Origin of the sequence: Aquamicrobium defluvii (assembly GCF_004363725.1) — a bacterium.
In the GTDB taxonomy this organism is placed as follows: domain Bacteria; phylum Pseudomonadota; class Alphaproteobacteria; order Rhizobiales; family Rhizobiaceae; genus Mesorhizobium; species Mesorhizobium defluvii.
Map to the genome: position 1 here is coordinate 32,947 of NZ_SNZF01000015.1, position 13,173 is coordinate 46,119.

Annotated in this window: 15 protein-coding genes; 13 read left to right on the plus strand and 2 right to left on the minus strand. The window is 64.2% G+C overall.

Features of this window, described 5'->3' with window-relative positions; genetic code table 11:
• The 10 genes from flgD (at position 1) to DES43_RS12740 (ending at position 7,945) form a co-directional block, all read left to right on the plus strand.
• On the plus strand, positions 1 to 438 hold the full coding sequence (gene flgD, locus DES43_RS12695; RefSeq protein WP_035024261.1) for a flagellar hook assembly protein FlgD: 438 nt from the start codon (positions 1 to 3) through the stop codon (positions 436 to 438).
• Between the two features lie 3 nt (positions 439 to 441).
• On the plus strand, positions 442 to 708 hold the full coding sequence (gene fliQ, locus DES43_RS12700) for a flagellar biosynthesis protein FliQ (protein WP_035024265.1): 267 nt from the start codon (positions 442 to 444) through the stop codon (positions 706 to 708).
• Positions 709 to 974: 266 nt separating this feature from the next.
• Complete coding sequence (locus tag DES43_RS12705; protein WP_035024267.1) at positions 975 to 2,621, plus strand: MFS transporter; 1,647 nt, start codon at positions 975 to 977, stop codon at positions 2,619 to 2,621.
• 79 nt (positions 2,622 to 2,700) lie between these two features.
• Entirely contained in the window at positions 2,701 to 4,788 is a 2,088-nt protein-coding gene (flhA, locus tag DES43_RS12710; protein WP_035024268.1) for a flagellar biosynthesis protein FlhA, read from the plus strand.
• Entirely contained in the window at positions 4,785 to 5,540 is a 756-nt protein-coding gene (fliR, locus tag DES43_RS12715; protein ID WP_035024269.1) for a flagellar biosynthetic protein FliR, read from the plus strand. The genes flhA and fliR overlap by 4 nt, the downstream gene beginning before the upstream one ends.
• Before the next feature lie 3 nt (positions 5,541 to 5,543).
• Positions 5,544 to 5,927 carry a hypothetical protein gene (locus DES43_RS12720; RefSeq protein ID WP_035024270.1) on the plus strand — a complete coding sequence of 128 codons (384 nt, stop codon included), beginning with the start codon at positions 5,544 to 5,546 and terminating at the stop codon, positions 5,925 to 5,927.
• A 74-nt stretch (positions 5,928 to 6,001) separates the two neighbouring features.
• Complete coding sequence (locus DES43_RS12725; RefSeq protein ID WP_035024271.1) at positions 6,002 to 6,538, plus strand: rod-binding protein; 537 nt, start codon at positions 6,002 to 6,004, stop codon at positions 6,536 to 6,538.
• 9 nt (positions 6,539 to 6,547) lie between these two features.
• The gene (locus tag DES43_RS12730) at positions 6,548 to 6,967 is read left to right on the plus strand and encodes a hypothetical protein (RefSeq protein ID WP_035024272.1); all 420 of its coding nucleotides are present in this window, start codon (positions 6,548 to 6,550) and stop codon (positions 6,965 to 6,967) included.
• 19 nt (positions 6,968 to 6,986) lie between these two features.
• Complete coding sequence (locus DES43_RS12735) at positions 6,987 to 7,508, plus strand: hypothetical protein (protein WP_035024274.1); 522 nt, start codon at positions 6,987 to 6,989, stop codon at positions 7,506 to 7,508.
• Between the two features lie 152 nt (positions 7,509 to 7,660).
• Positions 7,661 to 7,945 (plus strand): SCP2 sterol-binding domain-containing protein, encoded by a 285-nt coding sequence (locus tag DES43_RS12740; protein WP_035024275.1) that lies wholly within the window; start codon positions 7,661 to 7,663, stop codon positions 7,943 to 7,945.
• 61 nt (positions 7,946 to 8,006) lie between these two features.
• Here DES43_RS12740 and DES43_RS12745 read toward each other — a convergent pair whose 3' ends face one another.
• Positions 8,007 to 8,600: a GNAT family N-acetyltransferase gene (locus DES43_RS12745; protein WP_051520417.1), complete on the minus strand. Its 594-nt coding sequence runs from the start codon at positions 8,598 to 8,600 to the stop codon at positions 8,007 to 8,009.
• Between the two features lie 97 nt (positions 8,601 to 8,697).
• Positions 8,698 to 9,831 (minus strand): ornithine/lysine decarboxylase, encoded by a 1,134-nt coding sequence (gene odc2, locus DES43_RS12750; protein ID WP_035024277.1) that lies wholly within the window; start codon positions 9,829 to 9,831, stop codon positions 8,698 to 8,700.
• 577 nt (positions 9,832 to 10,408) lie between these two features.
• Between odc2 and DES43_RS12755 the strand changes: the two genes are divergently transcribed.
• The 3 genes from DES43_RS12755 (at position 10,409) to DES43_RS12765 (ending at position 13,173) form a co-directional block, all read left to right on the plus strand.
• Complete coding sequence (locus DES43_RS12755; protein WP_035024278.1) at positions 10,409 to 11,308, plus strand: LysR family transcriptional regulator; 900 nt, start codon at positions 10,409 to 10,411, stop codon at positions 11,306 to 11,308.
• Positions 11,309 to 11,400: 92 nt separating this feature from the next.
• Complete coding sequence (locus DES43_RS12760; RefSeq protein WP_035024280.1) at positions 11,401 to 12,063, plus strand: DUF1007 family protein; 663 nt, start codon at positions 11,401 to 11,403, stop codon at positions 12,061 to 12,063.
• Between the two features lie 9 nt (positions 12,064 to 12,072).
• Positions 12,073 to 13,173 carry a nickel/cobalt transporter gene (locus tag DES43_RS12765; RefSeq protein WP_035024281.1) on the plus strand — a complete coding sequence of 367 codons (1,101 nt, stop codon included), beginning with the start codon at positions 12,073 to 12,075 and terminating at the stop codon, positions 13,171 to 13,173.

The window sequence follows — 13,173 nt, forward strand, 5'->3', positions numbered from 1 at the left end:
ATGAACGTCGATACAACCACGGCCATTCCTGCCGGTGCCAATCAGGCATCTTCCGCCAGATCGAAGGCGATGGTGGACTACAATTCCTTCCTGCGGCTGCTGATCGCGCAGATGAAGAACCAGGATCCCACCCAGCCGATGGATTCCACCCAATATGTGGCGCAGCTTGCGACCTTCTCGCAGGTCGAGCAATCCATGCAGGCCAACACCAAGCTGGACCAGATCTTGCAGGCTTCCACCCTGTCGCAGGCGACGGGCCTGATCGGTCATCACATCAGTGCGCTCGACGGCAGCATTTCCGGCGTCGTGAAGGAGGTGCGCATCTTCTCCGACGGCATGGTGGCGGTCCTTGAAAGCGGCGAGCAGGTGCTCGTCGGCCCCGGCGTCACCATCACCGCGCCCTCCACGGGCGACACCGGCACGGAGAGCGCCGGCTAGACCATGAATGAGGCCGATGCGCTCGACATCATGCAATATGCGGTGTGGACGGTGCTCGTCGCCGCTGCGCCCGTAGTTCTGGTCGCCATGGTCGTCGGCATCGGCATCGCGCTGGTGCAGGCGCTGACCCAGATTCAGGAAATCACCCTCACCTTCGTTCCCAAGATCGTCGCCATCATGCTCGTGGTGGCGCTGTCCGGCCCCTTCGTCGGCAGCCAGATCTCCGCCTTCGCCAACGTCATCTTCGAACGCGTCGAGCACGGCTTCTAGAACGGCGGACGCCCGGACAGATCCGGGCTGCCGCTCTATCTGTTTGCTTTCGGCGCATTTGTGCGACGTCAGGCGATGCCGTCTGACTGCAAAATGCTCTGGTCCAGCACACCATCCCGCACCGGTTCACTCGCGCCGACACTTGACACGGCGGCGCGACGCACCCTTGTTAGGGACAAACTTCTCCGAAACGATTTGCGCCCAATATATTCGACCATGGGCAATCCCGATTGTGAAAAGGTCCGCCTCACGGCGGAGCGAAACGCTTGATCGACGACGACAACGGCACGCAGAGAAGCTCAACCCTCGCCCCTTTCAGGCACGGAATATTCCGCGCCGTATGGACAGCCAGCCTCGCCTCCAATTTCGGCGGCCTGATCCAGAGCGTCGGCGCTGCCTGGCTCATGACCTCCATCACGACGTCTTCCGACATGGTGGCGCTCGTTCAGGCTTCGACGGCGCTGCCCATCATGCTGTTCTCGCTTGCCTCCGGCGCAATCGCAGACAGCTTCGACCGGCGCAAGGTGATGCTGGTTGCGCAGGGCTTCATGCTCGTCATTTCCATCCTGCTCACCATCTTCGCCTACAAGGGCCTCATCACGCCCTGGATGCTGCTGTCCTTCACCTTCCTGATCGGCTGCGGAACGGCGCTCAACAACCCCTCATGGCAGGCCTCGGTCGGCGACATGGTGCCGCGCGAGGATCTGCCGGCAGCGGTGGCGCTGAATTCGATGGGCTTCAACCTCACCCGCAGCGTCGGCCCCGCCATCGGCGGCATTATCGTGGCGGCAGCCGGCGCCGCCGCCGCCTTCGCCGTCAATGCAGCCAGCTATGTCGCGCTGCTCACCGTGCTTGCCCGCTGGAAGCCCGACGTATCGCCCTCCAGGCTGCCGCGCGAGACGCTGGGGGCCGCCATGGGCGCCGGCATCCGCTACATGGCCATGTCGCCCAATATCGGCAAGGTGCTTCTGAGATCGTCCGTGTTCGGCTTCACCAGCGGCTCGATACTGGCGCTGCTGCCGCTGGTGGCGCGCGATCTGGTCAGCGGCGGTCCGCTGACCTACGGCATCATGCTGGGCGCCTTCGGCCTCGGAGCGGTCGGCGGCGCGCTGATCAGCGGCCGCCTGCGCCAGATGCTGTCCAGCGAGGTCATGGTGCGCTGCGCCTTCCTCGGCTTCTCGATCTGCTCCCTCACCGCGGCGCTCAGTTCCTATGCATGGCTAACCGCCACGGGCCTGCTGATCGGCGGCGCCTGCTGGGTTCTGGCGCTGTCGCACTTCAACGTCACGGTGCAGATGTCGACGCCGCGCTGGGTTGTCGGCCGCGCCCTGTCCATCTACCAGACCGCGACCTTCGGCGGCATCGCGCTGGGAAGCTGGGTCTGGGGCGTGGTGGCCGAAACGCATGGCGTCGAGGCCGCGCTGATTACAGCCGCGATTTCGATGCTGGCCGGCGGCGCCATCGGTTTCGCCGTGCCGTTGCCGCAACTCACCACCATGAACCTCGATCCGCTCAACCGCTGGACCGAACCGCTGCTGTCGCTGGACCTGAAACCCCGCAGCGGGCCGATTGCGATCATGATCGAATATGTGATCGGGGAAAAGGACCTGCCCGAGTTCATCGAGCTGATGGCCGAGCGTGGCCGCATCCGCCGGCGCGACGGCGCGCGCAACTGGACGCTGGCGCGCGATCTCGAAAATCCCGACATCTGGATCGAGAGCTACCACACGCCGACCTGGCTGGAATATGTGCGCCACAACACACGTGCCACCTATGCCGATGCGGCGATTTCGGAACGCATCCGCGCGCTGCACAGCGGCGCCGAGCGCCCGCGCGTGCGGCGCATGATCGAGCGCCAGACCAGCGCCCAGCAGGCCATCGTCACCCCGAAGGGTCCGATCGACCTGCACTGACGCCGTTCGCCCCATCTTCGCGCAAGTTTGAGCGGCTAGCTTCGCGAAGAGTTTGTGCAGGGAACGGCGGCGGCGGACGATGGCGATCAGCGAAAGCATTTCGACGGGCGCCCCCGCGCGCAACGCGCGCGACGTCTTCTTCGCGCTCGGCATCGTCGTCATTCTCGCCGTGCTGTTCCTGCCTATCCCCGCCTTCCTCATCGACATGGGGCTGGCCTTTTCCATCGCGCTGTCGGTGCTGATCCTCATGGTCGCGCTGTGGATCCAGCGCCCGCTCGACTTCTCCTCGTTCCCGACCATCCTGCTGATCGCCACGATGCTGCGCCTGTCGCTCAACATCGCCACCACCCGCGTCATCCTCTCGCACGGCAACGAAGGCACCCACGCGGCGGGCCACGTCATCTCCGGCTTTTCCAGGCTCGTCATGTCGAGCGACTTCGTCATCGGCCTGATCGTGTTCCTGATCCTGATCGTGGTGAACTTCATCGTTATCACCAAGGGCGCGACCCGTATCGCCGAGGTCGGCGCGCGCTTCACCCTCGACGCCATCCCCGGCAAGCAGATGTCGATCGACGCCGACCTGTCCGCGGGCACCATCGACGACAAGACCGCGCAGTTGCGCCGGCGCGAACTGGAGGAGGAATCCTCCTTCTTCGGCTCCATGGACGGCGCCTCGAAATTCGTGCGCGGCGATGCCATCGCCGGCCTCATCATCACCGCCATCAATATCGTCGGCGGCATCGCCATCGGCTATCTGCGCCACGGCATGAGCATGGGCGAGGCCGCCGAAGTGTTCATCAAGCTTTCGGTCGGCGACGGCCTCGTCACCCAGATTCCGGCGCTGATCGTCTCGCTGGCCGCCGGCCTGCTGGTGTCCAAGGGCGGCACGCGCGGATCGGCGGACCAGGCCGTATTCGGCCAGCTCGGCGCTTATCCGCGCGCGCTCTACGTCGCCGCATCGCTGCTTGCCCTGCTCGGCCTCATGCCGGGCCTGCCGCTGTTTCCCTTCATGGTTCTGGCCTGCGCAATGGCCGGTCTCGGTTACGTCATCCCGCAGCGGCACAAGCGCCAGCAGGCGGCGGAGGAAGCCGTCCGGCAGAGCGAAGCCGCCGCGAAGGCCGACGAGGAAAAGAACTCGGTCAAGTCGTCGCTCGCCACGGCCGAGATCGAGCTCCTGATCGGCAAGCAGCTTTCGACACGGCTGCTTACCTCGCATCAGGAACTCGCATTCCGGATGGGCAAGATGCGCAAGAAGTTCGCGCAACAGTACGGTTTCGTCGTGCCGGAGGTGCGGCTGACCGACGATTTCGCCATCCCGCCAAAAAGCTACCAGATCAAGATCCACGGCACGGTGGTGGCCGAATACGAGATGCGCGTGGGCGAGATCATGGTGCTGCTCGGCAGCCGCGACCTGCCCGACATACCGGGAGAAGAGGTGAAGGAACCGGCCTTCGGCATGCGTGCCTATTCGGTTCTGGAAACATTCGCCGAGGACCTCAAGCGCGAGCAGCTCAATTACGCCGACAACATGTCGGTGCTGCTCACCCACCTGTCCGAAGTCATTCGCAACAACCTGCCGCAGCTTCTGTCCTACAAGGACATGAAGGCGCTTCTGGAGCGGCAGGACCCGGAATATCGCAAGCTTGCCGACGAGATCTGCACCACGCACATTTCCTATCCGGGTCTGCAGGCGGTGCTGAAGCTGCTGCTGGCCGAGCGCGTATCGATCCGCAACCTGCACCTCATCATCGAGGCCATCGCCGAGATCGCCCCGCATGTGCGCCGTACCGAGCAGATCGTCGAGCATGTGCGCATCCGCATGGCGCAGCAGATCTGCGGCGACCTCTCCGAAGGCGGCGTGCTCAAGGTGCTGCGGCTCGGCAACCGCTGGGATCTCGCCTTTCACCAGAGCCTCAAGCGCGACGGCAAGGGTGAAATCCGCGAGTTCGACATCGACCCGCGCCAGCTTGAGGAGTTCGGGCAGGATGCCACCAAGGCGATCCGCAAGCATCTGGAGGCCGGCGAGCGCTTCGTGCTCGTCACCGCGCCGGACGCCCGGCCCTATGTGCGCATGATCATCGAGCGCCTCTACCCCACCTTGCCGGTGCTCAGCCATGTCGAGATCGCGCGGGGCGTCGAGATCAGGGTGCTCGGGACCATATCGTGACAGCGCTGGCCGAAGGCGCCATTCTGGCGGCATTCCTCGCCTTCTGCCGCATCGGCGCCTGCCTGATGATCATGCCGGGCCTGTCCAGCGTGCGCGTGCCGGTCCAGGTGCGCCTGTTCACGGCCGTCGCCGTCACCATGGCCCTGCTCACCTTCCTGTGGGACCGCATCTTTCCCTTCGTCGACGGGACGCGCCCGGCCGTCATGGTTCCGATGATCGTTTCGGAACTGCTCGTCGGCGGGCTGATCGGCGCGCTGACGCGGCTCTACATGGAGGCGATGCGCTTCATCGGCACGGCGATCGCGATGCTCATGGGTTTCAACAGCATGGGCGGCACGGCGATCGAGGAAGCCGACCCGCAAGGTCCGCTCGCCGCTCTCATCTCGCTGTCGGCGCTGCTCCTGCTGTTCGTATTCGACTTCCATCTGGAAGTGATCCGCGCGCTCGTCGCCTCCTATTCGATCGCGCCGGTCAACGTCTTCTTCAACCCGCAATCGGCCCTGATCGACGTGGCCGATACGGTTTCGGAAAGCTTCTTCCTCGTGCTGCGGCTCGGCAGCCCCTTCATCGCCTATGCCATACTGGTCAACCTGACCATCGGCTTCGTCAACAAGCTGACGCCGCAGATACCGATCTACTTCATCTCCCTGCCCTTCGTCATCGCCGGGGGGCTGATCCTGTTCTACTTCGCCTTCTCGACCATGCTTTCCCTGTTCGCCGACGGTTTCCTCGGCATGACGCTGGCAAGATAATCCATGACCCCGCGCACCAGACGCCTGAAGAAACTCGTCAGGGTACAGGACCAGATCAGGGCGCTGCACGAAATGCATCACGCCACGCATCTGGCCAACGCCGCCTCGGCAAGACGCGAAGCCGAGGAGCTTGCCGCCGGCTTCGACGCACCGGGTTCGCTGTCGGCGCTCTTTCCGGATGTCTATCACCGGCGGATCGCCGATGCCCTCGCCCGCTGCGATGCCGAGCTTGAAAAAGCCCGCGCCGAGTCGTCCCGGCTGGCAACCGCCACGGCGCGCGCCAACATGGTGCAGCGCGATTACAGGGACGCCCGCCAGACGGACGAGCGCCGGTCCACGGAACGCATGCTGCTCGACCTCATCGAGCAGAAGCACAGGCGCAGGTGACGAACGCCACGTCAGCCTGCGGCAAGCTTTCGGCGGCATGATCGGCATCGGAACAACGATAGAAGGCTCCTGTCTTGGCGATCTCTCCCCCCAGCGACATCGTGCTCGACGTGGCCCGCGCGGCCGGTCCCGAGGACATCCGCAAAGCCCATGCCGAACTGATGAACCGCATCGGCGGCAGCGAAGCTTCCTTCGAGGTCGCAAACCTGCCGGCTGCGCGCGCAGCGGAACCGGCAAAGGGCGGCGAAAGCTTCAGACGCTTCGAGGCGATGGTGTTGCAGACTTTCATCCAGAACATGCTGCCGAAGGACACCGAAGGTGTCTACGGCAAGGGTTTTGCCGGCGACATGTGGAAGACCCAGATGGCCGAGCGCCTTGCCGACACGGTCGCCGACCGCGGCGGCATCGGTATAGCGAAAGCGCTGGCTTCTGCGCACTATCTTTCCGGCGCGGGAGCCGAAGCGGCCGGACCCGCTTCCCCGAACCGGAACAAGGCGGAGCTGAATGCCCAGCTCAACATGTCCTCGTCGCTCGTCCACCAGCTCCAGATGCGTGTCGTGCGTTCGCTTGGCGAAGCCGGTCAGACCCTCCCAGAGTCCCGCAGCAAGTAAGGCCGCGTCATGCACGAATATTCCGAATTCACTTCCGGCCTGCCCGCCCCTGCCTCCTCTCCCGGACCTGGAATGTCTGCCCCTGCCGGGAACCTTGCCACGCTCATCGGCCGCATCGAGGAGGCGGTGGAAGCCGAAACGGCCGCGATCCGCACCGACCCCGCCTTCGACATCAAGGCATCGAACGCCCGCAAGAGCCGCTATCTCTATGAGCTGAACCGGGTGATGAAATCCGGCCGCCCCGAAAATCTGGCCGAGCATCGCGACGGGTTGCAGCGCCTGCGCCAGAAACTGGCGCGCAACGAGGCGGCCATTCTGGCGCATCTCAATGCCGTCACCGAGGTCGCCAATCTGCTGAAGGATGCGATCCAGAACGCCGAGGCGGACGGCACCTATTCGTCCGGCGGCTTCGGCTGGGCGCAGCCATGACACCGGCGATCCCGTCATCATGATCAAGTTTGTCGTCGCAGCTCTCTGGATCAGCGCCGCAACGGTCGGCGCGGTGTTCTATTCGTTCCAGAACTCCGGCAAGGCCGAAGACGCCCAGCCGGCGCCGGCCATGTTCGGCGGGCTCGACTATGTGAAAACCGACCTCATCACCGTTCCGATAGTGCGCAATTCCGCGGTGGAAGGATACTTCATCGCCCGCCTGGTGTTCACGGCCGAGCCGGCCAGGCTGAACAGGCTGTCGGTGCCGCCTTCGGCGCTATTCGCCGATCAGGTCTATTCCTACCTCTATTCCAACCCGCAATTCGATATGTCCGACCGCACAGCGGTCAATCTCGACGGCTTTCGCGCCGGAATACGCGACAGCATCAACCGGCGTGTCGGCGACAAGCTCATTCACGAGGTGCTGATCGAACAGATGGACTTCCTGACCAGGGACGATATCCGCGATCACTCCAGGCGCCGTCGCAAACCGGCAGCGCAGACAGGGTCCACATCTGAAACGACCGCGGACATGCCGTGAGATTTCGTCCCGCGCCGCTCAAATCACGTTGACGTAAACGTCAAACACCTCCTATAAAAGCGCCAACCGGTGCGCTGGTCGCGCCGCATGGAGCCTGGCATTGTCCCGGCAGACGCAACCGCGCAAAGGCGCACAATTCAAGGGAAGAGACCATGGGCGTGCAGGACATCGCAAACAAGCTGAAGGCGCAGGTCGAGAGCGCCGGCTTCAGCCGCTCCGTCAAGTTCGACACGGGCAGCGACGGCGTGATCCTCATCGACGGCACCAGCATCTCCACCACCGACGGCCCGGCGGACTGCACCATCAAGCTGTCGCTCGACGATCTGGAGTCGCTGCTGGCCGGCGAGCTCAACCCGACCATGGCTTTCATGAGCGGCAAGCTGAAGATCGAAGGCGACATGTCGATCGCCATGCAACTCAGCCAGCTTATCGGCTGACCCGCGAAACGCCGGTCCGAAAAAAAAAGAAAAAGCCGCCCGACGAGGCGGCTTTTTTTGTTCAGGCAGCCTGCACCCGTTCGTTCCGCTGCTTGCGGCCGGACGCGGTTATGATCCCGCATGCACCGTCCAGCGCACCGTTCTTCAGTTCGAGCGCCAGCAGGCGATGGCGCTCATAAGGACCCGGCATGGCAAGCGCGCCGGTGCGCGCGGACGAAAAGCCGAAGCGGTTGTAGTAGGGCTCGTCACCGACCAGAAGGATCGCGCCATGGCCGAGACGTTGCGCTTGCGCGACTGCATGGCGCATGAGCGCCGAGCCAATGCCTGCGCTCTTCACCGAAGGCTCCACGGCCAGCGGCCCGAGCAGCAGCGCCGGCTGGCCGCCGGGACCGAGCGTCACGTTCCACAGGCGCACGGTGCCGAGCAGCATGCCGCCCGCCGAGCGGGCGACCAGCGCCAGCCCTTCCGCCGGAAGGCGGCCGCGACGCAGCTTCTCGGAAGACTTGCGCTTGCGCCCCGCGCCCATGGCACGGTCGAGCAAAGCCTCCCGCGCCGCCACGTCGGCAGGCAGTTCGGCTTCCACGGTGAATGCAGGCAGGTTCCGGGCGAAACCGGCGGGATCGAAATCAGGGGTAGCGATGGCAAGGTTGTTCATGTCCGCGATCCTTCACAGGCGGAGATTTTCCACGAGCGAACCCATACGCCGGTGAAGCTTCACCGGCGTATGGACGATCTGACGGGTTTATGGCCCGTCAGATCACGTAGGATCGGAGAGGCTCGAAGCCGTTGAAGGCGACCGCCGAATAGGTGGTCGTGTAGGCTCCGGTGCCTTCGATCAGCACCTCGTCGCCGATGGTCAGCGACAGGGGCAGCGGATAGGGCTTCTTCTCGTACATGACATCGGCCGAATCGCAGGTCGGACCGGCCAGCACGCAGGGCTCCACCGCATCGCCGTCACGCGGGGTGACGATCGGGTAGCGGATGGCCTCGTCCATGGTCTCGGCCAGGCCGCCGAACTTGCCGATGTCGAGATAGACCCAGCGCACATTGTCGTTGTCGGCCTTCTTCGAGATCAGCACCACCTCGGACTTGATGACGCCTGCATTGCCGACCATGCCGCGGCCCGGCTCGATGATGGTTTCCGGCAGGCGGTTGCCGAAATGCTTCGACAGCGCCTCGAAGATCGCCTGCCCATAGGCTTGCGCGGCCGGCACGTCGCTGAGATAGCGGGTCGGGAAGCCGCCGCCCATGTTGACGAGCTTGAGCACGATGCCTTCGGCCGCAAGCTTGCCGAACACACCGGCGGCATCGGCCAGCGCGCGGTCCCAGGCCGTGAGGTCTGTCTGCTGCGAGCCGACGTGGAACGACACGCCATAGGCGTCGAGCCCGAGCGCGGCGGCGCGGCGCAGCACATCGACGGCCATCGCCGGTGCGCAGCCGAACTTGCGCGACAGCGGCCACTCGGCGCCCTCGCCGTCGGTCAGCACGCGGCAGAACACGCGGGCACCGGGGGCCGCACGGGCGATCTTCTCTACCTCCTCGACGCAGTCCACCGCGTAGAGGCGGATGCCGAGATCGTGAGCGCGGGCAATGTCGCGCTCCTTCTTGATGGTGTTGCCGAAGCTGATGCGGTCGGGCGTGGCGCCTGCGTCCAGCGCCATCTCGATCTCGGCGACCGAGGCGGTATCGAAGGACGAGCCCATGCCGGCCAGCAGGCGCAGGATCTCCGGCGCCGGGTTGGCCTTCACCGCATAGAAGATGCGCGCGTCGGGAAGCGCCTTCTCGAAGGCGCGATAATTCTCCTGCACGACATCGAGATCTACCACGAGGCACGGTCCGCTCGGACGGCGGGTGGCGAGGAAATCGAGGATACGCTGGGTGGCCATCGGCTTTTCTCCATCGCGCCACAAGGCGCGCACAAAGGCTGCGTCGAGCGGGCGCGCGGCCTCGCATGAACGCGGTGGACAAAGCGGGAAGGGAATCGCAGGGAGCCGGCCGGTGGAGACACCGGAACCCCGAAACGCCTTTCCGCGGCGGTGAGCTGAAGCCTTGCCCGGCTCCGGCTCGCTTTGTCTGCCTTGGCTTGGATGGGAAATCCCAACCGCACTGCCGGCAATGAAGGTGTGCCTCTTCAGTAACCCCGATCTATGGACGATCGGCAGACACCAGAAAGGCCCGCACCGTCGTTGCTTCAAGGCGTCCTCGATCATGCGGTTGGCCACTTGATCGACCGGGCTCGTTATTTCCCGGGTACCGTCCCGACTGTCCTCGCCATTCGAGGAGCCGGGGGACGCCCACAGGCACGTGCGACTTTGGGCAAGCGCGATATAGGAACAGTGCCTGTCACAATCAACCGAATTCTTTGCCCGCCTTGAAAAATCACCGGCATCGAACAATCCTGCCATCATCGTTTCACGTTTGGAGACGATGGCTGTCCGGGTTCCCCGGTGGAAGGAAGACCAGATGGACACGCTTACGCGCATGCGCGCATTCATAGATGTGGTGGAAGCCGAGGGTTTTTCGGCAGCCGCCCGCAAGATAGGGCGCTCCAAGGCGTTGCTTTCCAAATATGTGCGCGAGCTGGAGGACGAGCTGGGCGCGCTTCTGCTCAACCGCACCACACGTCAGTTCTCCCTCACCGAGGCGGGCCACACCTATTACAGGCGCGCCTCCGAGATCGTGCGCGAGATCGACAGCCTTGCTGATTCGGTTCGCGAAACATCTGGTGACGTGCGCGGCCGCATCAAGCTGTCCGCCCCGCGAACCTTCGCCGACGCCCCCATAGGTCAGTCGCTGATCGACTTCGCCAGGGAATATCCCGACATCGTGCTGGAGATCAGGCTCGACGACCGCTTCGTCGATCTGGTCGAGGAGGGTTTCGACCTCGCCATCCGCATCTCGCGGCTGGAAAGCTCGTCGCTCATCGCCCGCAAGCTTGCGCCGTTCCGGGTGATGATCTGCGCATCGCCGGAACTGCTGGCCACACACCCAACCCCGCGGCAACCGCAGGACCTCGGCGGCATGCCCTGCATCATCGATACCAACGGGCGATGGCTGTCCAACTGGCCATTCAAGGGCGATGGCGGCGACACCATCAGCGTGGCCGTGTCGGGGCCCATTGAGGTAAACAGCCCCATAGCCGCCCGCGCCGCAGCCGTCTCCGGCCTCGGCTTCGCCGGCCTGCCGGATTTCATCGCCGCTCCGGAGATCGCAGCCGGCCGGCTTGTGCCGGTGCTGGAGGACAGGGTTCTGGAAGGCGGCGGCATCTTCGCGGTCTATCCGCACCGCCGCTACCTGCCTGCCAAGGTTCGGGTTTTTGTCGACTATCTCGCCAACTGGTTCAGAACACGCGAAGCACCATGACGGTTCTGTCATGGTTTCATGCCATTGTCCCATTTTCGCCCGCTTTGTGATAATCCTCGGGCTCGCAGCAAGTCAGGGATACGAACCTTCAAATGCCCTTTGAACGCACAGTGCCGAAGGTGGGGGCCGCACTGGCCGCCTTGCTCGCATGCACCGTTCCCGCAAGCGTGCATCCGCATGTCTTTGCGGAAGCCCGGCTCGACGTGGTGCTCGGCGCCGACCATCAGACCGTGAAGGCACTGCGCCACCTGTGGCGTTTCGACGACCTGTTCTCCTCGACCGTGCTGATGGAATTCGACGCCAACGCCGACCTCAGGCTCGACGACGACGAGTTGCAGGAGGTGGCCAACACCATCCACGCCTCGCTGGCCGACTTCAACTATTTCCAGCTCGTCACGGTGGACGGCAAGGACGTGAAGATGAAGCCGCCCGCCGCGATCATGGCCAACTTCGAGAACAACCAGCTCATCATCCTGTTCGAATCCGAACCCGAGACCCCGATCCAGCTTGCCGGGGACATCCGTCTCGGCGTTTACGACCCTACTTTCTACACAGCCATCGACTTTACCGAAGACGCCAACATGGCGGTGGACGGCCTGCCCTCCATCTGCACGCGGACGGTGGTTCGCCCCGACCCCGACACCGCTCTGGCCGAGAACCAGCAGACGCTGACCGAGGCATTCTTCAACGACCCGGCAGGCACCGACATGAGCAAGATCTTCGCGACCAAGCTCGAAATCAAATGCCATGCGTGAGGACTGCCCTTGAACAAGATCTTCATACGCGTGACCTTCGCCCTGCTGGCCGTCGCTTACGTGCTGTCGCATTTCGCCGGTCATGCCCATGCCCAAAGCTCGCTCGGCATCGGCGCCAACGAAGCCGTGATCCCCTCCACCGGCATGTTCTCCGGCCTGATGATGTGGATCAACCAGCACCAGCAGGCATTCTACCGCTCCCTGTCTTCGGCCATGAAGGCCATGCGCGACGACAGCGGGCAGGTGTGGATGCTGGCCGGCCTGTCCTTCGCCTACGGCGTGTTCCATGCGGCCGGACCCGGACACGGCAAGGCCGTCATCTCCTCCTATATGCTGGCCAACGAGGTGGCGCTGCGCCGCGGCGTCGTCCTGTCCTTCATCTCCGCCTTTCTTCAGGCGGCCACTGCCATCGCAGTCATGCTGCTCGCCTATTTCGTGCTGCGCGGCACGTCCGTGTCCATGACCAATGCCGCGCACTTCCTCGAAATCGCGAGCTACGTCTTCGTCACCGGATTCGGCGCATGGCTCCTGTGGAAGAAGGCCGGTCCCGTGGTGAGGCGCATGATCGGCGCCGCCCCCGCCTACAGCCTTTCCGCCGCAAGCGCCCCGCATGCGCATCACGATCACGACACCGGACATCATCATCTTGACGGCCAGTGCTGCCACGGCCACCACGATCATGACGATGCGCATCGTCATGACGATCATGCACATCATCACGAGGAAGGAATGGTGTGCTCAAGCTGCGGCCATTCCCATGCCGTCGACCCCAGCCTTCTCGCATCCGAGCGGTTCGACTGGCGCACCGCATGGTCGGCCATGGCCGCCGTCGGCCTCAGGCCATGCTCGGGGGCGCTGATCGTCCTGTCCTTCGCCCTGCTGAACGGCTTGTGGATGGCGGGAATCCTGTCGGTTCTGGCAATGGCGCTGGGCACCGCCATCACCGTCTCGACGCTGGCGGTTCTGGCGGTTACGGCCAAGAACTGGGCCGTGCTTCTGGCCGGCGGCGGCAGGCTGGGCAACCGCATTCACACCGCCATCGAGATCGGCGCGGCCGCCTTCATATTCCTTGTCGGCCTGACGCTGCTTTCGGCAAGCCTGAGCGTCTGA